The sequence below is a fragment of the Pseudomonas sp. S3_B11 genome (genome assembly GCF_054667715.1).
The window spans coordinates 2,910,340-2,937,333 of record NZ_CP162749.1; the positions used below are offsets into that span (position 1 = coordinate 2,910,340).

Annotated in this window: 24 protein-coding genes and 1 pseudogene; 17 read left to right on the forward strand and 8 right to left on the reverse strand. The window is 59.9% G+C overall.

The window, feature by feature from the left end; genetic code table 11:
• Positions 1-7 precede the first annotated feature (7 nt).
• A complete protein-coding gene (locus AB4O22_RS13310) occupies positions 8-919 on the reverse strand; it encodes a bifunctional helix-turn-helix transcriptional regulator/GNAT family N-acetyltransferase (RefSeq protein ID WP_223522770.1) in 912 nt (303 codons plus the stop codon).
• 151 nt (positions 920-1,070) lie between these two features.
• Between AB4O22_RS13310 and AB4O22_RS13315 the strand changes: the two are divergent.
• Positions 1,071-1,184: pseudogene (locus AB4O22_RS13315) on the forward strand (amino acid ABC transporter permease); the annotation flags it as partial.
• Positions 1,185-1,193: 9 nt separating this feature from the next.
• Here the strand turns inward: AB4O22_RS13315 and AB4O22_RS13320 are convergent.
• Positions 1,194-1,790 carry a TetR/AcrR family transcriptional regulator gene (locus AB4O22_RS13320; RefSeq protein ID WP_003201023.1) on the reverse strand — a complete coding sequence of 199 codons (597 nt, stop codon included), beginning with the start codon at positions 1,788-1,790 and terminating at the stop codon, positions 1,194-1,196.
• Positions 1,791-2,300: 510 nt separating this feature from the next.
• Here AB4O22_RS13320 and AB4O22_RS13325 point away from each other — a divergent pair.
• The 9 genes from AB4O22_RS13325 (at position 2,301) to AB4O22_RS13365 (ending at position 13,316) form a co-directional block, all read left to right on the forward strand.
• On the forward strand, positions 2,301-3,314 hold the full coding sequence (locus AB4O22_RS13325; RefSeq protein ID WP_027912317.1) for an SDR family oxidoreductase: 1,014 nt from the start codon (positions 2,301-2,303) through the stop codon (positions 3,312-3,314).
• Between the two features lie 80 nt (positions 3,315-3,394).
• A complete protein-coding gene (locus AB4O22_RS13330) occupies positions 3,395-4,915 on the forward strand; it encodes a class I adenylate-forming enzyme family protein (RefSeq protein ID WP_460096464.1) in 1,521 nt (506 codons plus the stop codon).
• Positions 4,905-5,516 carry an HAD-IB family hydrolase gene (locus tag AB4O22_RS13335; RefSeq protein ID WP_003201018.1) on the forward strand — a complete coding sequence of 204 codons (612 nt, stop codon included), beginning with the start codon at positions 4,905-4,907 and terminating at the stop codon, positions 5,514-5,516. Before AB4O22_RS13330 ends, AB4O22_RS13335 begins: the two co-directional genes overlap by 11 nt.
• A gap of 3 nt (positions 5,517-5,519) precedes the next feature.
• Positions 5,520-6,899, forward strand: coding sequence for an FAD-dependent oxidoreductase (locus tag AB4O22_RS13340; protein WP_460158251.1), 1,380 nt, complete (start codon positions 5,520-5,522; stop codon positions 6,897-6,899).
• Complete coding sequence (locus AB4O22_RS13345) at positions 6,881-7,282, forward strand: hypothetical protein (RefSeq protein ID WP_460158252.1); 402 nt, start codon at positions 6,881-6,883, stop codon at positions 7,280-7,282. The genes AB4O22_RS13340 and AB4O22_RS13345 overlap by 19 nt, the downstream gene beginning before the upstream one ends.
• A 118-nt stretch (positions 7,283-7,400) precedes the next feature.
• Positions 7,401-8,501, forward strand: a complete 1,101-nt coding sequence (locus AB4O22_RS13350) for an acyl carrier protein (protein WP_460096465.1) — start codon at positions 7,401-7,403, stop codon at positions 8,499-8,501.
• Positions 8,502-8,575: 74 nt separating this feature from the next.
• Positions 8,576-12,004, forward strand: coding sequence for a beta-ketoacyl synthase N-terminal-like domain-containing protein (locus AB4O22_RS13355; protein WP_460096466.1), 3,429 nt, complete (start codon positions 8,576-8,578; stop codon positions 12,002-12,004).
• A 57-nt stretch (positions 12,005-12,061) separates the two neighbouring features.
• Positions 12,062-12,532, forward strand: coding sequence for an SRPBCC family protein (locus AB4O22_RS13360; protein WP_013693120.1), 471 nt, complete (start codon positions 12,062-12,064; stop codon positions 12,530-12,532).
• Positions 12,533-12,617: 85 nt separating this feature from the next.
• Positions 12,618-13,316, forward strand: a complete 699-nt coding sequence (locus tag AB4O22_RS13365) for an outer membrane protein (protein ID WP_003201010.1) — start codon at positions 12,618-12,620, stop codon at positions 13,314-13,316.
• 53 nt (positions 13,317-13,369) lie between these two features.
• On the opposite strand, the gene AB4O22_RS13370 is transcribed toward AB4O22_RS13365, so the two are convergent.
• The gene (locus tag AB4O22_RS13370; RefSeq protein ID WP_013693119.1) at positions 13,370-14,035 is read right to left on the reverse strand and encodes a LuxR C-terminal-related transcriptional regulator; all 666 of its coding nucleotides are present in this window, start codon (positions 14,033-14,035) and stop codon (positions 13,370-13,372) included.
• The gene (locus AB4O22_RS13375) at positions 14,022-14,864 is read right to left on the reverse strand and encodes a hypothetical protein (RefSeq protein WP_460096467.1); all 843 of its coding nucleotides are present in this window, start codon (positions 14,862-14,864) and stop codon (positions 14,022-14,024) included. Before AB4O22_RS13375 ends, AB4O22_RS13370 begins: the two co-directional genes overlap by 14 nt.
• Positions 14,865-14,965: 101 nt before the next feature.
• On the opposite strand from AB4O22_RS13375, the gene AB4O22_RS13380 reads away from it, so the two are divergent.
• Entirely contained in the window at positions 14,966-15,394 is a 429-nt protein-coding gene (locus AB4O22_RS13380) for a DUF1810 domain-containing protein (RefSeq protein ID WP_460096468.1), read from the forward strand.
• 465 nt (positions 15,395-15,859) lie between these two features.
• On the opposite strand, the gene AB4O22_RS13385 is transcribed toward AB4O22_RS13380, so the two are convergent.
• The 3 genes from AB4O22_RS13385 to AB4O22_RS13395 form a co-directional block, all read right to left on the reverse strand.
• Positions 15,860-17,104 (reverse strand): saccharopine dehydrogenase family protein, encoded by a 1,245-nt coding sequence (locus tag AB4O22_RS13385; protein WP_043042741.1) that lies wholly within the window; start codon positions 17,102-17,104, stop codon positions 15,860-15,862.
• A 25-nt stretch (positions 17,105-17,129) separates the two neighbouring features.
• Positions 17,130-18,227: a carboxynorspermidine decarboxylase gene (locus AB4O22_RS13390; RefSeq protein WP_003201000.1), complete on the reverse strand. Its 1,098-nt coding sequence runs from the start codon at positions 18,225-18,227 to the stop codon at positions 17,130-17,132.
• Positions 18,228-18,481: 254 nt separating this feature from the next.
• The gene (locus AB4O22_RS13395; protein WP_003200999.1) at positions 18,482-19,417 is read right to left on the reverse strand and encodes a Ppx/GppA family phosphatase; all 936 of its coding nucleotides are present in this window, start codon (positions 19,415-19,417) and stop codon (positions 18,482-18,484) included.
• Between the two features lie 319 nt (positions 19,418-19,736).
• Here AB4O22_RS13395 and ppk2 point away from each other — a divergent pair, with 319 nt between their 5' ends.
• From ppk2 to phnE (AB4O22_RS13425), 6 genes are all read left to right on the forward strand, one after another.
• The gene (gene ppk2, locus AB4O22_RS13400) at positions 19,737-20,654 is read left to right on the forward strand and encodes a polyphosphate kinase 2 (RefSeq protein ID WP_028237133.1); all 918 of its coding nucleotides are present in this window, start codon (positions 19,737-19,739) and stop codon (positions 20,652-20,654) included.
• A 68-nt stretch (positions 20,655-20,722) separates the two neighbouring features.
• Entirely contained in the window at positions 20,723-22,342 is a 1,620-nt protein-coding gene (locus AB4O22_RS13405; RefSeq protein ID WP_003200997.1) for an inorganic phosphate transporter, read from the forward strand.
• Positions 22,343-22,667: 325 nt separating this feature from the next.
• Positions 22,668-23,519, forward strand: coding sequence for a putative selenate ABC transporter substrate-binding protein (locus AB4O22_RS13410; RefSeq protein ID WP_003200995.1), 852 nt, complete (start codon positions 22,668-22,670; stop codon positions 23,517-23,519).
• Entirely contained in the window at positions 23,516-24,313 is a 798-nt protein-coding gene (locus AB4O22_RS13415; protein WP_223471730.1) for a phosphonate ABC transporter ATP-binding protein, read from the forward strand. The genes AB4O22_RS13410 and AB4O22_RS13415 overlap by 4 nt, the downstream gene beginning before the upstream one ends.
• Positions 24,283-25,134 (forward strand): phosphonate ABC transporter, permease protein PhnE, encoded by an 852-nt coding sequence (gene phnE, locus AB4O22_RS13420; protein ID WP_411740627.1) that lies wholly within the window; start codon positions 24,283-24,285, stop codon positions 25,132-25,134. Before AB4O22_RS13415 ends, phnE (AB4O22_RS13420) begins: the two co-directional genes overlap by 31 nt.
• A complete protein-coding gene (gene phnE / locus AB4O22_RS13425; RefSeq protein ID WP_013693114.1) occupies positions 25,131-25,898 on the forward strand; it encodes a phosphonate ABC transporter, permease protein PhnE in 768 nt (255 codons plus the stop codon). The genes phnE (AB4O22_RS13420) and phnE (AB4O22_RS13425) overlap by 4 nt, the downstream gene beginning before the upstream one ends.
• A gap of 172 nt (positions 25,899-26,070) precedes the next feature.
• Here phnE (AB4O22_RS13425) and AB4O22_RS13430 read toward each other — a convergent pair whose 3' ends face one another.
• Entirely contained in the window at positions 26,071-26,994 is a 924-nt protein-coding gene (locus tag AB4O22_RS13430; RefSeq protein ID WP_223471728.1) for a LysR family transcriptional regulator, read from the reverse strand.

Here is a 26,994-nt window from a genome sequence, read left to right on the forward strand (position 1 = left end):
TTACGCGTCAACGTGATGAGGCGGCTGGACCCGGCCTGACAAAACACTGCTCCATGACCCGCTGCCCCCATTGCTGCCCTTCTTGCTCCAGTTCCAACTTGAAACCGAAATCCTCGTACAGCTTGCGGGCAGCATCGAGCCCCTGGAACGTCCAGAGACTCGTTGAACTGAAGCCCCACTCGTCACAGAACTTCATCGCTTCAGCCAACAAGCGTCTACCGGCGCCCTTGCCTCGTGCCGAATCATCCAGGATGAAGCAACGCAGCACCGCACTGCCGTCCTCTCCTTCGCCGTCGATGGCAATCGAACCGACCACTCGTTCGCCATCCAGGGCCGACCAGACCTCGTTGCGCGGATTGTGCAAACGCCCCATCAGTTCCGCCATGTCCGATGCCACCAGGCTTTCGAACGGCTGACCGAAGTTTGAACGCCTGGCGTAATAGTTTGCGTGCATTTCCGCCATGCGACCGATGAGGCCAGGACGGTAGCCCCGGGCAATCTCCAACTGCGCCGGCGCAGGTGGCTCTGCACCGAGCCGATGAGCGTGCAACGCGTCGGCATAGCTGGCAATCCCCTCGCTCACGATCTGACATTGCCCGCTGGACAAGTGAGACATGGCCGCGACAACCTGTTGCGTGGCGAAAGCATCGATGTCTCGAAGGGTGTCTTGCCCCTGCGCGGTGAGTCGCAATCGCTTGGCGCGCGCATCCTGTTCATGGGGAATTTCTTCGATCTCGCCGGCCTCGACGAGCTTGCGAACCATCCGGCTTACGCTGGACTTTTCCAGGCCGAGCAACTCGACAAGCTCACCCGCCGTCAGGGATTCGTGATTGCCGATCTCCACTATTGTGTGCACCGACGACGGCGGATAATCCGTCGCCGCCAGCGTGGTGCGCATGAACCCCAGCTCTCGCACCATGAGGCGCGACGCCGAACGGACGTTCTCAATCAGATCTGGTGGGCAATGGCTCACGGGGGACCTCGGACGCAATGATTTAGTAGTTGTACCGCACAACTAAATACTCATTAATGCGTTCAGTCAAGCTTCGCGGCCCGAAACCCAGGATAACTTCAAGACCTTCCAGGCCTATGGCATTGCCGCCCTGCTCTACATGTTGCTGGCGTGCATGCTGGTGGGTGTATTCCGATGGGCTGAGCGCCGCTTGCTGGCCTATCAGCGATAAACCAAGGGCTTATAGAGGCTCTGCGGTCTGGATGAGCGAGTTCAACACCAGCTTGATTTCAACAGCCGGGTCTTTATGCCCTTGCAATATCAGGCCTTCCGCCAGGGCGGTGAAGGTCTTGGCAAGCGCGGCGTAGGCCAGCGGCGGCTTCTTGCCAGCGTGATTGAATATGATGGTAATCAACTTGCCCAAGGCCTCGCTGTTTTCCTCATGCAAGTCGTAGTAATGCGGCGAGAATTCTTCATCGCGCAAGGCGATCAATTGCAACTCGGCATCGAGGATCGCACAGCGGGTATTGTTCTTCAGCGTGTCGATATAGGCATTCAAGCCGTGACTCAACTGCTCCGCCGAATATCCCGATGCCAGGGTCGTACTCAGTCGGTCGATCTCAACTCGCTTGAAGCGTTGAGTCAATTGCAACAGCAAGTCCGATTTACTTGAAAAATTTGAGAAAAAGGCGCCTTTGGAAAAGCCCGCCTCTTCGGCGATAACGTTGACGCTGGCGGCATGAAAGCCCTTTCGGATCATCAGCTCAGTGGCTGTGTCGAACAATCTGTCTCTTGTTACTTGCTGGCTCTCTTCTCGACCTAGTCTCTTTTTAATCACGCCCTCGGCTCCTTTGGCCAAACAAGATAGCTATGTGTAACTGAATGCTACGAATCGATTACTCATTGTACGGAACCCGTTTTCGCCATCATATCTTATACGCGCCTTGTTCAATCATTTACATTTTAACTTTCAGAAAATGCCATGTATGTGCCATGTAGTTGGAACAGCCGGAAAGGCACGCTAGATGGGCTACCCGCCACAGTTTTGCTCGGATATGAAGCAATCGAAATCTTCATTTCGCCCCGCTTGATGAGTCCCTGAGATCCCTTTGAGCGGCTCAAACCGGATAATTTCCTGTCCGACACCCCACGCTGGATCTGGAAAAACCGCCCATGAAGCCCGGTGCAGAGCCATCCGCCCGCCAATCCGACGAAATACCACTTGATTTTCAGATACCGAATGGTTTTTACTTGCGCCGTTGGTGGAGCCCAACGCCTGGTCAGCGCATCGAGTCAGTGACACCCCTCTCGATGCAATGCCAGGTCACCTCACAGGAGCGGGATTTTAATGGAATATGCCTTCGTTACAGGCGCTACTGGCCTGCTCGGGAATAATGTCGTTCGTGCGCTGTTAAAGCGGAACATCAAAGTAAAAGCGCTGGTTCGTTCCGTAGAGAAAGCCAAGAAACAGTTCGGCAGCCTGCCTGTGGAGTTTGTCGAAGGTGACATGCTCAATGTCGAGGCCTTCGCCCATGCCCTGCAAGGGTGTGATGCCCTGTTTCATACGGCGGCCTATTTCCGCGACAGTTACAAAGGCGGGAAACATTGGCAAAAACTGTATGACACCAATGTGACCGGCACCGAGCGCTTGCTGCAAGCCGCTTATGACGCCGGTATCCGCCGTGCAGTCCACACCTCTTCCATTGCCGTATTGAAGGGCAACCGGGATCAAGTGATCGATGAAACCATGTCTCGCAGTGAATTGGAGGCTGACGATTACTACTTGAGCAAAATATTGTCCGAACAGAAGGTCCAGCAATTCCTGACCCAGCACCCGGACATGTTTATCGCCATGGTCCTGCCAGGGTGGATGTTCGGCCCCGGCGATATCGGCCCTACTTCCTCAGGACAGTTCCTGCTCGACTTTGTCGGACAAAAATTGCCCGGTGTACTGCCCGGAAGCTTTTCCGTCGTCGATGCCCGGGATGTGGCCGAGCATCAAATCGCGGCCATCACCCGCGGCAGGTCCGGAGAGCGTTACCTGGCCGCCGGCAATCACATGGACATGAAGAGCATTTTCCAGGCGCTGTCCAGCGTCAGTGGTGTAAAAGCCCCAGAGCGAAAAGTGCCCCTGTTCATGCTGCGAATCATCGCGCTTATCTATGAAGGTTATTACCGGATCACCAAAAAACCGGTGCTCATCAGTACCTCCACGGTCAAGCTCATGGAGCAAGAACAAGGCCGTACTCATTTCAGCCATAACAAAAGTTCCAGGGAGCTGGAGTGCAAGTTCCGCCCTGTTGCTGAAACCCTGACCGATACCCTGGACTGGTATCGGAATAACAACTACACAGATGCTTAATTGAAACAATTCATATATAGCCTGCCTCTGTAGTACTTTTTTGACTAGCCAAACATCCAAGGATTGAGAGAGGTTGGTAAATGAAAAGCCTTTCATATAAAGAAGGTTTTCTGCATCGCTTTGTCGGTTTTTCGGAATCGTTCCCCGAGCAAGTTGCTATTCGGCATCTGGATACGGAAGAAGATACCGTTACTTATCGCGAGTTGCGCATCAAGGCTGAACAATGCAATGGCGCTCTTACAGCGCTCGGTATATTGCCTGGCGACAAAGTAGCGCTGGTACTGCCCAATGGCGTGGCGTTCATCGCTTACTACTTGGCGATCATCGGGCGAGGTGCCATTCCGGTCATCCTCAACTACAAGTTGACCTCCTTCGAAATGGCCAGTGTCGTCAGCCTCGCCAGGCCGACGCTCGTGGTCACGACCGAAACGCTATGGGTGCAACACAGTGAGGTATTCCAGGCTGACAACGGTGTCAGGCACTCCCTGGTGCTGGACGGCGGGAGCGAACCGTCAGCGCCCCTGCCTGCCAACGCAACGGCCATCTCTCAACTGCCTTGCCAGATCGAAGCCTTGTTGTTGCCCGAGGGCAATCCGATCGTCTCGGTACAATTCACCTATCGTGGCATCGGCAGGCCCCTGGCTGTTTCTCACCGTTATCTCGACCTGACGCAATCGAGCGACGGGCTGCATGAGCACTTTCATCTGCAAGGCGTCGGATCCGTTCATCTGGTGACGCTGCCGCTGTATGCCATCTTCGGCCTGTCCGTGATGATGGTGTTTCCCTTGAGCATCGGCGCCACCCTGCTGATGACCAACACCCTGCTCAATCGAGACCTGGCTGAAGTCCTGTCCGAGCATCAGGTCACCTTTGCCTGCCTGGTGCCCGACGTCATTCGCTACTTCAATACGCGCCTGGCCAAGCGTAAAGGCGCGCTCCTGCCGTTGCACCCGCAGTTGATGATTTACTCGGGCGGCAGCCACCTGCCGGCCGACGAGGCCGAGAAGCTGGGAAGGCTGCTGGGATGCAATCCGGTGCTGCAGGGCTATGGCTTGACCGAAAGCATGCCCGTGATCGTCCAGAGCTCGATTGGAACGGTCCACCGTGGCGCCATGGGCCAGCCGATCAGCGGTGTGCAGCTACGCATCGTCGACGCCCAGGGCCAGGACGTAGCGCCTGGGCGTATCGGCGAATTGCTGATACGCGGCTCGATGGTGATCGACGGCTATAACGATGCCGAGGACACCAATGCGCGGTTCTTCCGCGATGGTTGGTTCCACAGCGGTGACCTGGTCTGGCAGGACGACGATGGGCATGTGTTTTTCTATTGCCAACGCCTGCGAATCTCGAAGATCAAGGCGCAGATGGTCGACCTGGTGGAAATCGAATCCGTCGCCCTCAAGCACCCCAACGTGGTGCGCGCCAAGGCCTATATCGTCCCGGACCACAAGGAAGTCAACGTGCTGCACCTGTGCGTCGAAGGGACCGGCGAGCTGACCCAGAACGCGCTGTCCACCCTGCTTTCGCGCTACCTATCGGGCTTCAAGCTGCCCAAGACCATCGAGATTACTTCTCTCAAGGAAGAGGCACATGCACGCTAACAGCACACAACCGGTCCTGGCCGTTTTCGACTTCGACGGCACATTGACCGACCGGCACACGTTCTGGCGCTACATGCGCTTCATCGTAGGTACCCGTTCGTTCTGGCTGCGGATCATTCCCCTGCTGCCCAAGATGCTCAGCGTGATCGTCGGCATCACCCCGCTGATGCAAGCGCGCCTGGCGTTCATCGCCTGCTACCTGGGCGGCCTGTCGGTGGAGCAAGAGCGCGAGCATGCCAAGTATTTCATCAGCGAGCTGCTGCCGCTCTGGCTCAGGCCCGAGGCATTGCGACGGCTGCAATGGCATCAGTCCATGGGGCACGTCACCGCGCTGGTGAGCAATTCACCGGAAAACTACCTGATCCCCTGGGGCCAGGCCGCGGGTTTCGACTATGTGTGCGGCACCCGCCTGGCAACGGCAAAGAACAAGCTGACCGGCGGGATATCCGGTACCAACTGTGTAGAGCGAGAGAAAGTCACGCGGCTCAAGGGCTGCTTGAGCAACCTTGATGATTTTTACATTTATGCCTACGGCGATTCATCAGGCGACGATGCCCTGCTCGGCATTGCCAACTCTCCCTTCTACAGAAACTGGTACTGATCGATGAACACTCTGAGCACGTTGGCCCCCAAGCATTTCCAGCGACCTGGCAGCGCCCCGACGGTCATGATCGTCGGCGCCGGTCCTGTTGGCCTGTCCCTGGCAATCCTGTTGAAGAAATGGGGCGTGTCGTTCCGCATCATTGAAAGGAACGCCGGCCCCTCGACGGCGACCAAGGCGATGGCTATCCATTCCCGGACCCTGGAAATCTTTCGGGACCTGGGCGTTGCCGAGCAAGCCATCAGCGACGGCTTCACGATCAACCAGTTTTCGGTGCAGTCGAATGCCAAGCGGGTACTGAACTACAACTTCTCCTACCTGGACGCGCCCTATCCCCTGCTCCTGAGCCTGCCACAGCCGCAAACGGAGAAGATTCTCCTGGAGCGGCTCAGGGAGCTGGGCGCCGAGGTGGAGTGGAATACCGAACTGACGGACATCGAAAACCTGCCGGGTTCGGTGCGCATGACGCTCAAGCATGCCGACGGCACCGACGAACACTTCACCAGTCGTTGGGTGGCCGCGTGCGACGGTGCTCGCAGCAACATCAGAAAACGCCTGGACATGACCTTCGAAGGCTCGTCCTACGACCGCTTCTTCATGCTCGCCGATGCCGATATCGAGTGGTCCGGAAGCAAGGACGAGGGCGCATTTTTCCTGGGTGCGCAGGACGGTTATGTGGCCGTTGCACCGATCAGCGCTCAATCGCGTTACCGGTTGTTCATCGAAATGCCCTACAACCTGCCGCCAGAAGGCGAGCGCCCGTCCTTGAGCCTGGAGAACTTCCAGCGCTTGTGCGAAGGGCGCGGGCAAAAGATGACGCTGTCCAACATTTCATCGACCACCATCGCCTCTTTCCAGCATCGCCGCGTGCAATCGATGCAACAAGGCTCCGTGTTTCTGCTGGGGGACTCGGCGCATATCGGCAGCCCCATCGGTGGGCAGTGGATGAACCTGGGGGTTTCCGAGGCCTACAACCTGGCCTGGAAAATGGCCTATGTCGATCAGGGCCTGGCGAATCCATCCTTGCTCGACAGTTACAACGAAGAGCGCTACCCGGTTGCCCTGGAAGTCGAGAACACCGCACACCGGCTGACGGGGCTGATTACGGTCCGGCGTCGCGCCCTGGTGTGGCTGCGCGACAATGTCCTGCCGCTGTTGAGCAACCGCAAAAAGGTCCAGCGCAAACTGCCGTCGATGATTTCCGGTCATCAATATCACTATGAGAAAAGTGACTACATTCAAGAATCGCTGACGAAGAAGCAGCGCAAGAACTGGAGCAAGAAAGGGAAAAACCCGAGTTCCAGAGCGCAGCGCCTCGCGCCGGGCAACTGGCGCCCGATGTCGAACTGTGGCAACTGCAAGGGATGCCAGCAAAACGCTTGATCGACTTGTTCCACGGGACATTCACGCTGCTGATTTTCAGCGCGGCCGATCAGTTTTCGCCGTTGCTGCCAGGCTACTACACGCTGGCCAAGTCGGTGGAAAAGGACTTCCCAGGCATCAAGGCCTACTGCGTGATCGACGCCCTGAGCAGCGCCGGCCTGCCGGCTTGGCACTCGACGTTGCTGGACCCCGATTGGCGACTGCATAAGCGCTATCACGCCAAGGAAGGCACGATGATGCTGATTCGTCCTGACGGCTATATCGCTTTCCTCGGTGCCGATGCAATAACGCTGATGACGTATCTGAATGTAAGGTCCGGGTTGCTCAAGGGTGCCAGAAAAACAATATCTTGCGAGACCGACGCAGTGGAACTCCAACTTTAAGTCGCTCCATGGCTACTGCCAGTTTGATGAACTGATATAAACAAGGCCCTGCCCTGGGCCATGATTTTTGATCTTTCTTACTTATAGAAATATCGACCGACTTGGTTAGGAGAATCTTATGCGCTTGCAACTTAATGATGTTGTGCAGGAATTCATCGTGTCCAATGGGAGAATAGCCCATAGCTATTTCTCTCTTTCCGAAAAGATTATTGATTCACTCTGCGAATCCAATATCGCCAAAGAATCAATATTGCTGCGACTCCTGGAACAGGCTGAAACGGTCACTGCGCATTACTTCAATGCTCATCAACAAGTCCTTGAAGGCGTTTATGCCAATGGGACCGAAGCGGCGGTCAACACGAGTGTTCCCGTACTCGAGCCGGTTCATTCAAACCCGACCATACTGGCGCCGACGCCTGTCGTCGAAGCCGCCGCAGCCGTCGAAGAGACAAATGCACTCAGCTACGGGCAATGGTTGCGTGCCGAAATCAGTACGGTCACCGGCTTCCAGGCTCAACAGATCGACTTCGATCAGAGCTTCGAGAGCCTGGGGATCGACTCCCTGGGGCTGGTCGATATTTTCGAATCCCTGGCCCAGCACTTCCCGGAAAAGAAAGACCTGACCTCGCAGCTCTTCGACGCCCCTACCCCAACCGCATTGCTGGCGCGCCTTGAAGCCGATCCGCAGGCACCAACGGTGGATGTCCAAGCGTGGGTACTCGACCAACTCGCGACCATCACCGGCTTTACGGTCGAGCAGATCGACCCGACACAAAGCTATGAAAGCCTGGGCCTGGATTCTTTGGTGCAACTGGACTTCCTGGAGTCGGTAGTCGCCATGTGGCCGCAGCTCAAGGCCCACAGTTCCGAACTGGCCAACGCCAAGTTCCCGCAGGCAACCATCGCCCTGATTCAAACCGCCCTGGCCGCTCCCCAGCCGCAGGCGGCGCCTGGCGACGAACCTTCAGCGACCACGACGGACACTCAAGGGCAGGAAGAAAACCTGCTGCTCAACGCCCTGTCCCCGCTGATCCCGGACGCAGCGCAGTCGATCGACATCCAGACACCGTTCGCACAACTGGGCCTCAACGGCTTTGCCCGAGAGGCGCTCTGCCAATCCATGGCGCAACAGTGCTCTGCCAGCGAATTTGCCGGTGAAGCGCTGATGTCCCGTCGCACGCCTGAGGATGCCTTGTCGCTGCTGGCCAGGCTGAGCTGAGCCCGGCAGCAACAGGAATGGAATCCGGGTGATCGAACAGGTCACCCAGCATTTTGGCGATCAGGGAGACAGGTATGAGTGGCGCAGTCACAACAAAGGGCGATTTTTGCTTTAGCGCAATGGCGGGCGAGTTTCCGGGGGCGCCGTCCACGGATGCGCTTTGGCAGTTGCTCTCGCAAGGGCAGATCGCACCGATCGAATCAATGCCGACACGCTGGGAATTGGACAAGGCGTCGATCTATTCAACCAAGGCCGGCGAGAAGGATCGCACGTACCTGGACAGCGCTTTTTGCCTGACCGATGACGTCTCGACCCCGTCACGGCACGAAGGACGACAGGTCGCCATCGGCAAGAAAGTGCTCCAGACGCTGCTCACCCAACTCGCCGGACAAGGCTCGGCGCTAAGCAGGGAGCGCACCGCGCTGGTGGTCGCGACCTCCTGGAGTGACGAGAGCTATTTCGTCACCGGCGTGTCCGGAAAAACCGACGCACCGGCCGGCTTTACACCGGGTGAACAAGTTGCAGAACTGGCGGCGGCCTTTGCCTTGGGTGGGCCGGCGTTATCGGTAGACACCGCGTGCAGTTCGTTCCCCTATGCCCTGGATATGGCCCAGGCACTGGTCAACAGTGGCCAGGCTGACAACGCGATTGTCATGGCCCTCAACACCGTGCTGCCACCCGCGCTGTTCCTGGGTTTCTCGCAGTTGACGGCTTTTTCCGCCCGCGCGCGGATGGAAGCGTTCGGCCAGGACGCCGACGGCATCGTGCCGGGCGAATGTGCCGTGGCCTTTCTGGTCGAACCGCTCGCCCAGGCCCTGACAGCGCAGCGTCATCCCCTGGGCGTGCTGCGCGCCTTGGGCATGTCCGCCGACGGCGCCGAAGGCTCGGTGTTTGCGCCAGGCAAACAGGCCCAGTACTCGGCCTACCAACGAGCCTATCGCGGCCTCGATCCACGCGATGTCGACTACATCGAGACCCACGGCACCGGGACACCGCTGGGGGACGCAACGGAGCTGGCCTCGCTGAACAGCTTCTTTGCCCCCCATCGTCCGGACGGCAAGAAAATCACCATCGGCTCGATCAAGTCGGTCATCGGCCATCCCCTGGCCGCTGCCGGCGGTGCCTCGCTCGCCAAGGCCTTGATGATACTGCGCCATAAAGGCATCCCCCCGCAGCCCGGTTACCGCCCCAGCACCAAGGTCGACGAGACCTGCCTGAGACTCGCCACCCAGCAGATACATCCCCTGGAGGATCATCCATCTGCACGCCGGATTGGCATCTCCAGTTTTGGTTTCGGCGGTGCCAACGCGCACTTGGTGGTGGATGAATACATTCCCGACAACCACCCTGCCGCCCCCCTGACCGCGCCGGCGAGCGCCAGTGGCGTGGTCATGCTCGACCTTGCCATTGTCGAGGCTGAAGCAGCGCTGGGCAGCCACCGTTCCTTGCAGTCATTCCAGCAGCAACTCGATCAACCCGCCGCCCCCTCCGTCATGTTCCCTTGTGGGCGCTTCGTTGATTACACCCCGGCGCCCGGTCAACCGTTGTTGGGTAAATTCCTCGCACAAGACCACGTCATCGATATCGATGGCTATGGCATGGGGCCCAAGCCATTGGCTCATGTCGATCCGTTCAAGCTGTTGATCACCGATCGCGTCAATCATTTGCTGCGGCGTTTGCCAGGCGTGGCCGGTTCGCCCGGCACAGCGATGGTCATGTGCTGCAACATGGGTGGCGAGCGCTTCAGCAATGCCTACAGCAGCGCCCACAACTTCTACTCCCGGGCGCAAGGTGCGGCACCGGGCGTCGAAGTGACAGACGTGGCAACCATGCTGCCGAACATGTTGTCCGGCTATCCGGCGCAGATTTTTGACTTCAAGGGTTTCCATCAGACCCTGGTCGGCACAGCGGGCCTGTTCTGGCAAACCTTGCTGGCCTCGCCGCAATGGTTCAACGACGGCATCACCACGCTGCTGCTCGGCGCAGGGCGTTTTGTCAGCGGTGAAATCGAGGTCGAGCGCGCCCGGAGCAGCGCAATCACGCAAGGTGAAGGACTGGGACTGATCGCGCTGCGTCGTTACCAACCGGATGCCGCTGACAAACCCTTGCTGGTGATCCGCGCGGCGGTCCTCGCCCACGCTGCCGGCTCGTTGGAAGAGGCTTGCCAACGGCTGGACAAAGCGCCGAGCGACTATCCGAACGTTGACGTCTGTGAGTTGCAGCCTGCTGCGACGCCTGCCAGCGGATCACTGCAGGAGATGACCGGTTTCCTGGCTGAAGCCAGCGGCATCGAGACCCTGTTGGCGGTGATGTTGAAGGGCGCGACCCATTCCGTGATCGAGGTGCGCGACGCCGGCAAGACGGTGATGTGGCTGTTTACCGAAAAGCTTCGCCAATGGAGCCCGACGGCGGCCGAAGCCAGCTCGCCCATCAAGCATCCCTTCATGTTGCGCTTTGCCCATTCGTCATCCCACGAACTGCAGCAGGTCATCACGCCTGCCCGGCCTGTCAGCCTGGTCCGCGAACCACAGAACGATGGCGTCGACGTACTGCAACTCAGCGACATGCTCACCAGCACCTTGCTCTCCGGGCTGCGGGTGCGGGTTCGCGCCATGGAAAGCCTGTTCGCCCTGCACCATGGCGACACAACCCAGCGCCCGACGCACTGGCAGCGCAGCGTGGAACATATCGTGATCGCCAACGCCCAGCGCAGCCCACAGTCGCTGCACGCCCAGCTCGTGGTGGATGAAGCGCACCCGTACTTCTTCGATCACCCCCTGGATCACGTCCCGGGCATTTTGCTGCTCGAGGGCGTGCTGCAACTGATCGAACTGGCCATGCCGCCTCTGAGCGGCCGGGTCGCCTACATCAAGAGCCTGACGATCAAGTTCCAGCAATACGTACAGAAGCAAGGCGTGATCGATCTGCACGTCGAGCAAGGCCAGGATCCCCAGGTGTTCAATGCCAAGGTCATGCAGGCCGGGAAAGTGATGTGCACCTGCGTCCTCGGGATGGCCTACAGCTCGGCGTTCGAGACATCGCCAGCCGGCGAATTCACCGCCACGCCCTGCCGTAACAAGGCCCTGTTGCACAAGGCCAGGGAGGAGAACGTCATCGTCAGTGACATGAGCGGCGTGGCCCAGGGCCTGAGCGTGGACACGGTGAAACTGCCGCAGGAACACTTCTTCCAGGCAGGTGATCCCGAACACTATTCGATGGTGTATTTCCTCGAAGTGGCTCGCCAGTGCTACATGCAGATCGCCCACAGCCATCTGCGGATTCCACTCAATACGCCAATGAATCTGCTGGCCTTGAGCTTCACCCTGGATCGCCCCATCCCCAGGAACAGCCCGCTGTCATTGGCGCCGCAAGCCGGCTTTGATGCGGCGCTCCAGGCATTCAAGACCAACCGCATCTATATCGACCTGTTCAACCGGGGCGAAAAAATCGGTCAAGCGAGCATTACCGCCCAGGTGCTCAGTCAATCCGCGCCGGCGGCCTGAGCATTGAATGGATCTGCCCTCCAGCATGACCGTGCCCCCCACAACCAAGGTGTCGCCGTGAACGATGTCAAAGTGCAAGTCATAGTCAAATCGCCCCCTTCTGAAATCTGGAAGATCTGGAGCAATTTTGCAGAAGCGCCGTTATGGGATACCGACGTTCGCCAGTGTCAACTCGACGGCCCTTTCCAGGCGGGGACACGCGGCAAATGCGTGCTCAAGAATGGCTTGAACATGCCACTGAAACTGGAAGCCGTGAGCCTGCACGAAAGCTATCGCAACAGTGCACGGCTGCTGTGGATCGACCTCGAGTTCGATCATCAGTTGCGCAGGCTTTCTCCCGATGAAACCCATGTCATCCATAGCGCGAAAATTTCCGGGCCGTTGAGTTTCCTGTATCGCGGACTGCTGCGCAAAGCGTTGACCGCAGCGATGACCACGGCACTGGACAACCTGTGCCGGCTGGCTGAACAACGGGCCATTGGCGCCCCAGGACACGAGAAAACCGCGACGCCTTTGCACCTCGTGTGAATGCCTCCCGGAAGCACGCGTGCTGAACGCACCTTCCCGGACTCGCTTTGCTTACTTATCGATAACAGCACATTTCGGATCTAGCATGAACCTACAGAAAAACAGCCAATATCTGCTCATGGCCATCGTTGGCCTGGGGGCTATTGCCCCAGCATCGAGTTTCGCCGACAACCTCGGCCCCTATGTCAGTGGCATGGGCGGCGTGAACTGGGTCTCTAAACAGGACCTGACCCAGAACAGCAATGATTTCGTCGAGATGGAATACAATCAACCGCTGCACTCGGGCTACGCCACCGGGCTGGCAGTGGGCTGGCGGTTCCCGGTCGGACTGCGGCCCGAGGTGGAGCTGAGCTACCGCCGCAACACCATGGACCAATTCAATAACCGGGTCTACGAGGGCGGAAGCAGCATCGAGGGCAAAGGCGAAGAGGAAGCCAGCAGCCTCATGGCCAACCTCTGGTATGACGTCTCGAACCTGCCGGCCCCCTTCAGCCGCTTCACACCTTATGTAGGCGGTGGCCTGGGCTACGCGGTGCTGACCATCAAGGGCCTGGAAGCGGGTGGCGTCGAGTTCGGCGGCACCCATCGCGACACCGTCTCGGCCTGGCAACTCGGCGCAGGCGTTGCTTACGAGCTGAGCGACCATTGGTCCATGTCCCTGGATTACCGCTACTTCAAGACCGGCGAAGCGAACTACGGCAAAATCCAGGGCCTGGTCCCAGCCGATGTGAAAACCGAATACAACGCCCAGTCCTTGATGCTCGGCCTGCGGTACTGGCTGTAAGCGCTAGCCGGATCGACGCCTTGCCTTGGCCAGGCGTCGATTTCTCATCTCGTCTAACGCAAAGTGCCAGGCGCCTGGCGCCCGGCAAAACGCGCCGCAGCCACCGCCCGGTTGGGGACGTTCAGCGCACGGATCAACGAAGAGACATGAATGCGCACAGTGAAGGGAGAAATCTCAAGCGCTGCGGCGATCTCCTTGTTGGTCTTGCCTTCGGCAATCAATTGCCAGACCTCTCGCTGCCGGGACGTGAGCTTGTTCATGTCATCGTTGGAGCCAAGCGGCAGCGGGTCCGAAGGCTCGTACTTGACCAGTACTTCGCCACGACGAATAGCGCCGATAGCCTTGCCGACCTGCTCGGGAGAAAGGCTCTTACCGACAAAGCCGTCGACACCGGTCTCCATGACACGCCCAATGACATCGCCGTCATCCAGGGTCGAAACCACAATCATCACAGTGTGCTTGAGTGCCTGGCGCAACTGCGCAAGCTCGCTGACGGAACCCAGGCCGGGAAGACGTATATCAAGAATCAGCGTATCGAGAGCGTGTCCATTCGTTACGAGCGTCCGTACTTCTTCCAGGCTCCCTGCTTGTTCGATCATCGCCTCAGGTACCAGGCGTTGCAGTAACAGCGTCATCCCCTCTCGGAACAGCGGGTGTTCGTCTGCCACGATGATCCGGCAAATCTTCTGGCCCGAAACGCGTCGTTCATCGCGCCTCATACTGCATCTTGATGACTTCGCCGATTCTCTGCGCAACGCCATTGGCCGGCGGCGTGACGGATCGGATCGACTGCCCACGGTAGGGTCCGTCCGCAGGAAACCAATTCTGGACAACGACGACGTTTTTCGGCTGCGTGGCCGAAGCCGAGCCGGTAGAAATTTCATTGGTGAACTTGCAGGTATCAAACGTGCCGAGGGCGGTCTTGATCGTTTCGCGACCGTTGTAAGTCAGCTTCTCGACGACATCGAACTCGATGGTTGCCCCGGCGCTCACGGCTTTGTTTTTGTAGCTGACGGTGACGGTCTGCCCAGGTTGCAGATCAATTGGTGTGGAAGCGGGAGGCTGGTAGAGGGTGGTCACCAACGATGCCCCGGCGCCATGGCGATCGCCGTAACGAATCAATCGACCGTCCTTGATCTCGGCGAAGGTTGTCGTCAGGAAGAACGGCGCATTGTTCAAGAACGAGGTGTGCGCCGAAGCCATCGGATTGGCGTCGGCAAATGCCTCACGCCCCAACGTCTCGGTTCTGCCGCGACTGATGGTCGACGACAGGTTGTCGCGGCTTTCGTACTCCACCACTGTCCCGGCCTGAAAGTCCGCTTCGTTGGTGCAAGCGGCTGAAGACGTTGCACTGGCGGTCGAGGCCGACGCATCGGCGATTAAAGAACCCCAGCCACTGACGGCAAGGGTCGAGGCGGTGAACGCCGTTGCCAGGCGTTTGCGCCAAGCCGGATTGACGTTGGACTTTCTGGCAGATGTACTTTTCAAAAAACAGATCCTTGTCCCGATGTGCTCGTTGCGATCGATCGAAAAACCGATAACGCTCATAGGTTAGGGACGAGCGCCGAGCGGCGCTATAGCGCAAGTGTGCTATAGGCTTTGCCCTTGTCTGGTTCATTCTTCAGCCTTGAAACCATACGGAGGCTCGCATGACCGAATCACTGGAGCGTTTTATCCAGGCGCAAGCGTCTACCTATGAGCACGCCTTGCTGGAACTGCGGCGTGGCCGCAAGGAAGGCCATTGGATGTGGTTCATCTTTCCGCAATTACGCGGCCTGGGCGTCAGTGAGAACGCCACCTACTATGGCCTGTGCGGCATTGACGAAGCGCGTGACTATTTGCAGCACCCGCTTCTGGGGCCGCGACTCAAGCGCGCCACCCGTGCCGTACTGGACTCGGGAGTCGCTTTGGAGAAACTCCTCGGGACCATCGATGCCATGAAGTTCGCGTCCTGCATGACGCTTTTTGCAGCCGCTGCGGGCGAGCATTCCGTGTATGCCCAAGCGTTGGAGGGTGGGCTGAAGGTCGACGCAAGGACACTGGATTTGCTTAAGGAGCAAGAGAGTAGAAATGCCTGACTACGAAACGTGGACGTTGCGCCAGCCAATTGAGTGGTGAGCGAAAGATCAAGAGATCGCAGCCTTCGGCAGCTCCTACGCTCGACCCAGCGAGAACAGGCTCTCATGGAACAAATTGCAACCATGTGATTTTTAAGGCTGAAAATACATGTCGATCGTTCCCACGCTCCTGCGTGGGAATGTCGCCAGGGACGCTCCGCGTTCCGCCTCTGGAGTGTGACGCAGAGCGTCACGGGATGCATTCCCACGCAGGCCGCGGGAACGATCAAAAACAGATATCTCGTGGACGTCGCTCTAGTTCCCTGCGCGACAGCGCGGCGTCGAAGATGTGGCGGGGACTCCCTCGCCACAGGTTATCTGTTTGATGGGGTCATAAACGAAAAATGCCCCGTACCTTTCGATACGGAGCATTTTTTCAAGGCTTCCCACGGATTGTGGGAGCCGGAACGCAACCCGCCGCTATCCTTAGGCGTTTTGGTTCCAGGGACGGTCTCCATGCTCGTCCTTGATGCGCGTCGGCAAGCCCATCACGTCCAACGCCTCGAGGAACGCCTCGGCAGGCAGCTCCTCGACGTTGACCATGCGCTGCACGTCCCACTCGCCACGGGCCACCAGCAAGGCTGCGGCCACGGGTGGCACGCCTGCGGTATAGGAAATGCCCTGGCTGTCGGTTTCGGCGTAGGCGTCCTCGTGGTCGGCCACGTTGTAGATGAACATCTCGCGCGGCTGGCCATCCTTGACGCCCTTGACCAGGTCGCCGATGCAGGTCTTGCCGGTGTAGCCCGGCGCCAGCGAACTCGGGTCAGGCAGCACGGCCTTGACCACTTTCAGCGGCACGACTTCCAGGCCTTCGGCGGTCTTGACCGGTTGCTCGGAGAGCAGGCCGAGGTTCTTCAGTACGGTGAACACGTTGATGTAGTGCTCGCCGAAGCTCATCCAGAAACGTACGTTGGGCACATCGAGGTTCTTCGACAGCGAGTGCACTTCGTCGTGGCCGGTCAGGTACAGGTTCTGCGAGCCTACGACCGGCAGGTCGTCGGTGCGCTTGACCTCGAACATGGTGTTGCTGGTCCACTGGCTGTCCTGCCAGCTCCACACCTGTCCGGTGAATTCGCGGAAATTGATTTCCGGGTCGAAATTGGTGGCGAAATATTTGCCATGGGAGCCGGCATTGACGTCGAGAATGTCGATCGAATCAATACGGTCGAAATGCTGTTGCTGCGCCAGTGCCGCATAGGCATTGACCACACCCGGGTCGAAGCCCACGCCGAGAATGGCGGTGATGTTCTTTTCCTGGCACTCCTGGAGGTGGTTCCACTCGTAGTTGCCGTACCAGGGCGGCGTCTCGCAGACCTTGCCCGGTTCTTCGTGGATGGCGGTGTCCAGGTAGGCCACGCCGGTATCGATGCAGGCACGCAGCACCGACATGTTGAGAAAGGCAGAGCCGACGTTGATGACGATCTGCGACTCGGTTTCGAGAATCAGCGCCTTGGTCGCTTCGACATCCAGAGCGTTCAGTGCGAAAGCCTTGATGTCGGCGGGTTGCTTGAGGCTACCCTTGGCCTTGACGCTGTCGATGATGGCCTGGCATTTGGAGATGTTGCGCGACGCGATAGCAATACGACCGAGTTCGTCGTTGTGCTGCGCGCACTTGTGGGCCACCACCTTGGCGACACCTCCTGCACCAATGATAAGTACGTTCTTCTTCAATTTCTTCATTTCTCCTTCCGCCAACTCAAGACAGGCTGGACAGATAGTCGTCGTAAACAAACTCGCGAACCACCTCGACGCTGCCGTCGAGCTGCTTCACTACGATGGACGGCATTTTCAGGCCGTTGAACCAGTTTTTCTTGACCATGGTGTAGCCCGCTGCGTCGATGAACGACAGCCGATCGCCGATGGACAGCGGACGATCGAATTGGTACTCGCCGAAAATGTCTCCGGCCAGGCAGGATTTGCCGCACACCATGTAGGTGTGCTCGCCCTCGCTCGGTGCCATTTTGGCGTCCAGGCGATAGATCAGCAGATCGAGCATGTGCGCCTCGATGGAACTGTCCACCACGGCCAGGTGCTTGCCGTTGTAGAGCGTGTCGAGCACGGTGACTTCCAGCGACGCACTCTGGGTGATCGCGGCCTCGCCCGGCTCCAGGTAGACCTGCACGCCATATTTTTGCGAGAAGGCCTTGAGCCGCGCGCAGAAGGCGTCCAGGGCGTAGCCCTCGCCGGTGAAGTGAATGCCGCCACCGAGGCTGACCCACTCGACCTTATGCAGCAAGTGACCAAAGCGCTCTTCGATAGTGCCCAGCATCTGGTCGAACAAACCGAAATCGCCGTTCTCGCAGTTGTTGTGGAACATGAAGCCGGAGATATGCTCGATGACTTGCTCGATTTTCACCGGATCCCATTCACCCAGGCGGCTGAAGGGGCGCGCCGGGTCAGCCAGCAGGTAATCGGAGCTGCTCACTTGCGGATTGACCCGCAGGCCGCGGACCTTGCCGGCCGACGCTTCGGTGTAGCGCTGCAACTGGCCGATGGAGTTGAAGATGATCTTGTCGCAGTTGGCGAGCATCTCCTCGATCTCATCGTCGGCCCAGGCGACGCTGTAGGCATGGGTCTCGCCAGCGAACTTCTGCCGGCCGAGCTTGAGCTCATAGAGCGACGACGAAGTCGTGCCGTCCATGTACTGCTGCATCAGGTCGAACACCGACCAGGTGGCGAAGCACTTGAGCGCCAACAAGGCCTTGGCCCCGGACTGCTCACGCACATAGGCGATCTTCTGCATGTTCGCCAGCAGCTTTTGTTTGTCGATGAGGTAGTACGGCGTTTTGATCATTTTCGAGGCCTCCGGGCAAGGCGAGCCAAAAAAGGATGCGCATTGTGCCTTCACTGACTGCATATCGAAAGAGCGAAAAGCCCCGTTCACGCAATCACCCTGATCCGGGCCCACGCTTTGCGATAACCGGACGTACCGACTGCCCAGGCGATGAAATGCTGGATGATCTGGTAAAGAAGGGGTCACCGAAGAGGCGCTGATGCTCGAAATTGAGCCATCGCTGATAGACGGCAATGGGTAACAACCGTCCGTGATCAGTGCTGATGCATCAGACCATGCAGAACGCCGAACCTCAGGCCCGGCTCGGAAGCAATCATTTGCGAGATACCAAAGACCTTGAATGCCGCCAGCATGATCGCCAGGCCACCGGGCAGGATGCCCAGGCGGTGGGTTTGCAAGCCGGCCAACCTGAGCTGGTTGACATGGCCGACCTCCAACAGTCGCAACGACAACCGCAACAATCCACTGTAGGTAATGCCGCCTTTACCCAAGTCGTTGAGGTCGTTGGCCTTGAGCACTTTGGCCAACATCCGCGCGGTACCGGAAGAGCCGATAGCCTGCTGCCAGCCCAGCGCGCGATAACGAGACGCCACTCTTTCAAACTGCAGGACGGCCACTCGCTCCGCCTCCAACAGCGCTTGAGCAGTCATGCATCCGCCCGGAAAGTAACGCGCGCCAAAAGTGCCGCTGCCAATGGCAATGCTTTCCGTGAACAGCGGCTGCGCACCCTGCCCCAGAATCAGTTCGGTCGAGCCACCGCCGATGTCCACCACCAGCCGCGTACGCTCGACACCGGGCACCGTATGGGCAACACCGGCATACACCAGTCGGGCTTCTTCGTGCCCGGAGAGCACGTCGATCCGAAACCCCAGGTGGCGCTCGGCGCTGGCCAGGAACAGCTGGGCATTCGCCGCCTCGCGCACGGCACTGGTCGCCACCGCCCGCACCCGTCCGGCTTCAAAGCCGCGCAGTTTCTTGCCGAATCGGGCGAGCGCCTGCCAGCCCCGATCCAGTGCCAGCTCGTCCAACGCCCCGGCCTGCAGGCCCTCAGCCAATCGGACCGGCTCGCGCAGGGTTTTCACTTCCTGGATCACCAACTGTCGATTGCGCTTGACCGACTGGCCGATCATCAAGCGGAAAGCGTTAGAGCCCAAGTCAATGGCCGCGAACAGGGGGGCGTCGCCTTTCATAGCGGTGTTCCTTGATTCATCAGCCAGCAGGCACAGGCGCTGCCGGACTTCCCACGATGGTTTGCGAAGATCCTGCCATGGCTTCGATGACACCTGGATGACACCCCTGGCGCTCGGCCATGGAAAACAGACGCGCACCAACGAAATTTCGGGCGAACCCTGCGCCTTCGAGCGTAATCGATAAAACTCGATCGTGCAGGCATCCTCCAGAGATAAACGTTTTAGCCATGGGAAAGCGCGTGAAGCTCGGATGACCGTCACCGTCATGTAACAAAATGCAACTAGCGTGGATGGCGCCTCCACGACCGAGTTTTCCATCATGCTTTCAACCCAGGACACCTTGGTACAGCGCATCCACCGCGAACTGCTTGACCACAGTGACGAAGAGCTGGAGCTGGAGTTATCCGAAGACGGGTATGACCTGAACGCCTTGTTCGATGAACATGCCCCGGATAGCAGCGAGAAGGAAATCCGACGACTGTATTTCAGCGAACTGTTCCGCCTTCAAGGCGAACTGGTGAAGCTGCAAAGCTGGGTGGTCAAGACCGGACACAAGGTTGTGATCCTGTTCGAAGGACGCGATGCCGCTGGCAAGGGTGGCGTGATCAAGCGTATTACCCAGCGACTCAATCCACGGGTATGCCGCGTCGCCGCCCTGCCCGCCCCCAACGACCGTGAACGGACTCAATGGTACTTCCAGCGCTACGTCTCGCACCTGCCTGCGGCGGGTGAAATCGTGCTGTTCGACCGCAGCTGGTACAACCGCGCCGGGGTCGAACAAGTCATGGGGTTCTGCACCGCCGACCAGTACGAAGAGTTCTTCCGTACCGTGCCGGAATTCGAACGGATGCTCGCTCGCTCCGGTATCCAGTTGATCAAGTACTGGTTCTCCATTTCCGACCAGGAACAGCACCTGCGCTTCCTCAGTCGCATTCATGACCCACTCAAGCAATGGAAGCTCAGCCCCATGGACCTGGAGTCCCGCCGGCGTTGGGAGGCCTACACCAAGGCCAAGGAAATCATGCTCGAACGCACCCACATCGCCGAGGCTCCCTGGTGGGTGGTGCACGCCGACGACAAGAAAAAGGCCCGGCTCAATTGCATCCATCACCTGCTTGGGCAAATGCCCTATGAAGAGGTGGAAATGCCGGCCATCGAACTGCCGCAGCGAGTACGACAGCAAGACTACTCCCGCAGTCCGACGCCACCGGAGCTCATCGTGCCTCGGGTCTATTAAGGCCAGCCAGGCAGGGACGCCCGGCACCGCGCCTCCCACTTCCACAGCTCACTGAATCGGATTTCATCATGACAAACCAGACCCTGGTCATGGACTCATCGAGTTCCATCGCCCCCAGCTCAAGACCGCAGCTCACCGGCAAACCGAGCGTGATCACCTTGGTGGTGTTTTTCGCCGTACTGGGCAGCGGTTTGCTGTTTACCGCCTACAGCCTGATGCACGACATGAACGAACTCGGCACCGTAGTGACCACCTGGACGCCGTTCCTGCTGTTGGGCGTGGCGCTGCTGATTGCCCTTGGCTTCGAATTCGTCAATGGCTTCCACGACACCGCCAACGCCGTGGCCACGGTCATTTATACCAATTCCATGGCGCCGAACTTCGCCGTGGCCTGGTCGGGCTTCTTCAACTTCCTCGGAGTGCTGCTCTCCAGCGGCGCCGTGGCCTTCGGCATCATCGCCCTGCTGCCGGTGGAACTGATCCTGCAAGTCGGCTCCTCCGCCGGCTTCGCGATGATCTTCGCCCTGCTGATTGCCGCCATCCTGTGGAACCTGGGCACCTGGTGGCTGGGTTTGCCGGCGTCGTCGTCCCACACGCTGATCGGCTCGATCATCGGCGTGGGCGTCGCCAATGCCCTGATGCACGGGCGCGACGGCACCAGCGGTGTGGACTGGGCCCAGGCGACCAAGATCGGCTATGCGTTGCTGTTGTCGCCGCTGGTGGGCTTCGGTTGCGCTGCATTGCTGCTGCTGGCGCTGCGGGCCTTCGTCAAGAACCGCTCGCTGTACAAGGCCCCGGAAGGCAATACGCCGCCGCCCTGGTGGATTCGCGGTATGCTGATCCTGACCTGCACCGGCGTGTCATTCGCCCACGGCTCCAACGACGGCCAGAAAGGCATGGGCCTGATCATGCTGATTCTGGTCGGCACCCTGCCGATGGCGTATGCGCTGAACCGCACCATGCCGGCCGACCAGGCGCTGCAATTCGCCGCCGTGGCGCAAGTCACCCAGCAAGCACTGGTCAAGCACTCGCCGCTGCCGGCCCCGGCAAATCCGCGAGCGATCCTTTCCACCTACGTGGGCAGCAAGGAGGCGACGCCGCAATTGGTTCCGGCCCTGGCCGCCATGACCGGCAGCATCGGCGCCGAGGTCAAGGGCTACGGCTCGCTGGCCAAAGTCCCCGCCGAAGCCGTGGGCAACGTGCGCAACGACATGTACCTGACCAGCGAAACCATTCGCCTGATGGACAAGAACAAGGTCGGCAACTTCGACGCCGACACCAGCGCCCAGCTGCAACTGTTCAAGCAGCAGATCGACAATTCCACGCGGTTCATTCCACTGTGGGTGAAAATCGCCGTGGCCATCGCCCTCGGCCTGGGCACCATGGTCGGCTGGAAGCGCATCGTGGTGACGGTGGGTGAGAAAATCGGCAAGTCCCACCTGACCTACGCCCAAGGTGCCTCAGCCGAAACCGTCGCCATGCTGACCATCGGCGCCGCCGACATGTTCGGTTTGCCGGTGTCCACGACCCATGTGTTGTCCTCCGGCGTGGCCGGCACCATGGTCGCCAACGGTTCCGGCTTACAGATGCGCACCATCCGCAACCTGGTGATGGCCTGGGTACTGACGCTGCCTGCTGCCATCCTCCTTTCGGGCAGCCTCTACTGGTTGTTCACCAAGCTGTTCTGACCTCTCGTTCGCCGAGGCCTCACCTGACTGAGGTCTCGTGCTGAATCTCCTGTCCGCCACCTGCCAATGTGGGAGCGAGCTTGCTCGCGATAGCGGTGTGTCAGTCACAAACCCTGCAACTGGTAGTCCGCTATCGCGAGCAAGCTCGCTCCCACAAGGGTTGTGGGTGAGCTTGAGATCGCTGCCCTGTCCTATCTTCTTCATCTGGCAGGCCAGAAAACGGTTAATATCGCTCTCCTTCGTCTACCCTCACAGAGCGGCGTACCGCCCTCCATGTGGGCGTGATGCTTCACTATTCCTTGCCTTCATGTACCGGAGATCCTCCATGCTCAAGCGTTCCCTGGCATTGGCCGTCGGCGTTGCCCTGTCTTTTTGCAGCCTGCTGACCCAGGCCGCCGACACCTTGAAAGTCAGTGCGATTCCCGATGAGGCCCCGACCGAGCTGCTGCGCAAGTTCAAGCCGCTGGGTGCTTATCTGGAGCAGCAAACCGGCATGAAAGTCGAGTTCGTACCCGTCAGCGACTACCCCGCCGTGGTCGAAGCGCTGGCCACTGACCGGATCGACATGGCCTGGCTGGGTGGCTTCACCTTCGTGCAGGCACGCCTGAAAACCGGCAACGCCATCCCCCTGGTCCAGCGTGAACAGGACGCCCAGTTCACCAGTAAATTCATCACCGCCGACCCGGCCGTCAAATCCCTCGCCGACCTCAAGGGCAAGACCTTTGCCTTCGGTTCGGTGTCGTCGACGTCCGGCAGCCTCATGCCGCGCTATTTCATGCTCAAGGACGGCATCAAGCCGGAAAGCTACTTCAGTCGCGTGGGCTACTCGGGCGCCCATGACGCCACCGTCGCCTGGGTCCAGGCCGGCAAGGTCGACGCTGGCGTGTTGAACGCCAGTGTCTGGGAAAAACTGGTCGCTGCCGGCAAGGTCGACACGACCAAGGTCAAGGTTTTCGCCACCACCCCAGCCTATTTCGACTACAACTGGACGGTGCGCGGTACCCTCGACCCAGCGTTGGCGGCCAAGATAAAGGCAGCTTTCCTGGCACTCGATCCAGCCAACCCGAAGGACAAGGAAATCCTCGATCTGCAGGCCGCCAGCCGCTTCATCGAAACCAAGCCTGAGAACTACAAGGGCATCGAGGAAGCCGCACGCGCCGCCGAACTGCTCAAATGACCCTGCAACTGACCCAGGTCAGCGTTACCCATGCCAATGGCGTCCAGGCGCTGCGCGGCATCGACCTGCACATCGGCGTCGGCGAACAGGTCGCCATCATCGGCCCGTCCGGCGCGGGCAAGTCGAGCCTGCTCAACCTGCTGGCCACTGCCCTGCGCCCGGGTAACGGCGAGCTGCAACTACTCGGCGAATGCGCCTGGCAGTTGTCTGCCCGCCAGCGTCAACGCCTGCGCGCGCGCATCGGCCTGATCCACCAATCGCCGCCGCTGCCGCCGCGTCAACGCGTGGTCACGGCGGTCCTGGCCGGAAAGCTCGGTCAGTGGGGCATCGGCAAAAGCCTGTTGAACCTGCTGCATCCGCTGGATATTCCAGGCGCCAGGGCGGCGTTGGCCCGACTGGACCTGGGCGACAAATTGTTCGCGCAATGCCAGCAACTGTCCGGCGGACAGCTGCAACGCGTAGGCATTGCCCGGGTGTTGTACCAGGCGCCTGAGGTGCTGCTGGCCGATGAACCGGTTTCGGCCATGGATCCGGTACTGGCCCAGCACACGCTTTCGGTGCTTTGCCGCCATGCCCGGGAGCACAACGTCACCCTGGTCGCCAGCCTGCATGCGGTGGAACTGGCCTTGGCACACTTTTCCCGGGTCATTGGCCTGCGTGATGGCCAGATCCTGTTCGACCTGCCAACCGACGCGGTCGACCGCCAGTTGCTCGACACGCTCTACGCCAACGAACAGCTTCAGTCTTCGCCAACACCCCCTTCATCCTTGAGCGTGCAGATCCCCCGATGCTGACGCGCGATACCCGAGACCCCGCCACCCGCCCGCGCCTGCTGCTCACTCTGCTGGCCCTCGTCCTGCTGTGGCCGGGCATCCAGTTCAGCGAACTGGACCTTCGCGTGCTGGTGGCGAGGGACAGCCAGAGTGAAATGGGCCGGTTTGTAGCGGCCTTCTGGCCTCCAGCCCATGGCGATGAATTTGTCGAGCTGCTGTGGCAGGCCACCTTGCAGACGCTGGCGATCGCCACTGCCGGCATGGCCCTGGCGTTGCTGTTGGCAGTGCCCGCGAGCCTGCTGGCCAGCCGCGCCCTGTCGCTGTCGGCGGCCTCCCGTGCCGGGCACCCGGGTTATTGGGGGCAACTGCTGCGCTGGCCGGTGCGCGGCCTGCTGATCTTCCTGCGCAGCGTCCCGGAAATCGTCTGGGCCTTGCTCTTCGTACGTGCCGTCGGCCTCGGCCCCACGGCCGGTGTACTGGCGATCGCCATTACCTACAGCGGCATGCTGGGCAAGGTCTATGCGGAAATCTACGAGTCGGTCGACCAGCGTCCGGCCCATGCGCTCTTGCAATCCGGCAGCAGCCGGCTCGCCGCTTTCTGCTACGGGATCCTGCCCAATGTCGCGGCGGAACTGTTGTCGTACACGGTGTATCGCTGGGAGTGCGCCATCCGCGCCTCGGTAGTGATGGGCTTCGTCGGTGCCGGGGGCCTGGGCCAGCAAATGGACCTGTCGCTGCGAATGTTCGCCGGCGGTGAAGTGGCCAGCCTGCTGCTGACGTTCCTGGTGCTGGTACTGCTCGCCGATCAACTCAGCCGCCTGCTGCGCTGGAGGCTGGCATGAATCGCCTGATCAACGCGGTCATTGTCCTGGGCATCGGTGCGGCAGTCGTCGCCTCGTTCATCTACCTGGGCATCGACCTGGGCGAGCTCGGCGACAGCGGCAATCTGCACCAGATGGGCGCTTATGCGCAGCGCTTTCTCAGCCCGGACCTGAGCCTGGGCCACCTGAAGGCGATCGGCCACGGCGCCCTGGAAACCCTCGCCATGTCGGCCATTGGCACCTTGCTCGCGGCAGTCTTCGGCCTGCTATTGGCCTTGCCTGCGGCCGGGCGCTTCGGCTGGCCCCTGCAGAGCGCTTCGCGGCTGGTGCTCAATGCCTTGCGCGCGGTTCCAGAATTGGTGTGGGCGGCGCTGATGGTCCTCGCCGCCGGGCTCGGCCCCAATGCCGGCACCCTGGCCTTGGCCCTGCACACCACCGGCGTGCTCGGCCGGCTGTTCGCCGAAGCCCTGGAAAATACCCCGTCCGAACCGGCCGACGCCATCCGCCTGCAAGGTGGCAATGCGGTATTGGCTTTCTGCTACGGCACGCTGCCCAACCTCCTGCCCCAGCTACTGGCCTATGTCTTGTACCGCTGGGAAAACAATATCCGCATGGCCAGCGTGCTCGGCTTCGTCGGCGCCGGGGGCTTGGGGCAAATGCTCTACGTCAGCCTCAGCCTGTTCCAGGAAGCCCAGGGCAGCACGGTGATCCTGGCGATGTTGTTGCTGGTTTTCGCGGTCGATACGTTGAGCAGCTGGAGTCGCCAACGCTGGGTCAAGGCTTGAGGTCCTATTGACTGACAGGGCCCTATCGCGAGCAAGCTCGCTCCAACATTGATCGTTCCCACGCTCTGCGTGGGAATGCAGCCATGGACGCTATGCGTCCACTCAAAAGCCGAACGCGGAGCGTCCGTAGAGGCATTCCCACGCGGAGCGTGGGAACGATCAACAGCTCGGCCTACACCCTCTCCATTAGCGCCCCCTGGGCATCCGCCTCTCCGTGCAACAGCTCGATCACCCAGTCGATAAAGACCCTCACCCTGGGCGACAACTGTCGATGGGGCGGGTACACCGCTGAGATCGGCCACAACGGCACGCTGTAGTCGTCGAGCACTTGAACCAGCCGGCCTTCGGCCAACTGCTGTTGCACGTGATAACGCGGCACCTGGATCAAGCCGAATCCCGCTTCACAGGCCGTCACGTAGGCGTCGGCATTGTTGACGTTCAAGTCACTGGGCAATTGCATTTCGCGCACCCGCCCCGCCACCTCGAATTCGAACGGAAAGAACCGCCCATTGCCGGACGCAAACCCGATGGCCCGGTGCGCCGCCAAATCCTCCAACCGCCCGGGCGTGCCGGCGCGGGCCAGATAGTCAGGGCTGGCGCACGTCAATTGATGCAGGCGCACGATGGGACGCGCCACCAGCGCCTGGTCGACGACGTTGCCGGCGCGGATTGCGCAATCCACGCCCTCGCGCTGCAGATGGACCTGGCGGTCATGAAAACCGATGTCCAGTTGCAACGCAGGGTAGCGGCGATAGAAATCCGGCAGGCGTGGCACGATCCAGGTGCAACCAAAGGCAATGGGCATGTCCACTTTCAAGGTGCCGCGCGGCTGGCTGCGTTGCGCCGACAACGAACTTTCGAGGTCATCGAGGTCGTCCAGCAACTGGCCGCTGCGCTGGTAATACGCTTGCCCATCAAGCGTTGCGCGCACCTGCCGGGTGGTGCGCTGCAACAGTTGCACGCCCAGATGGGCTTCCAACTGCTGGATCAGCAGGCTGACGGTGGCCCGCGGAAGCCCAAGGTCATCGGCCGCCTTGCCAAAACCGCCCAGTTCAACGATGCGCCGGAACACCTGCATGGCCTGTAATCGGTCCAA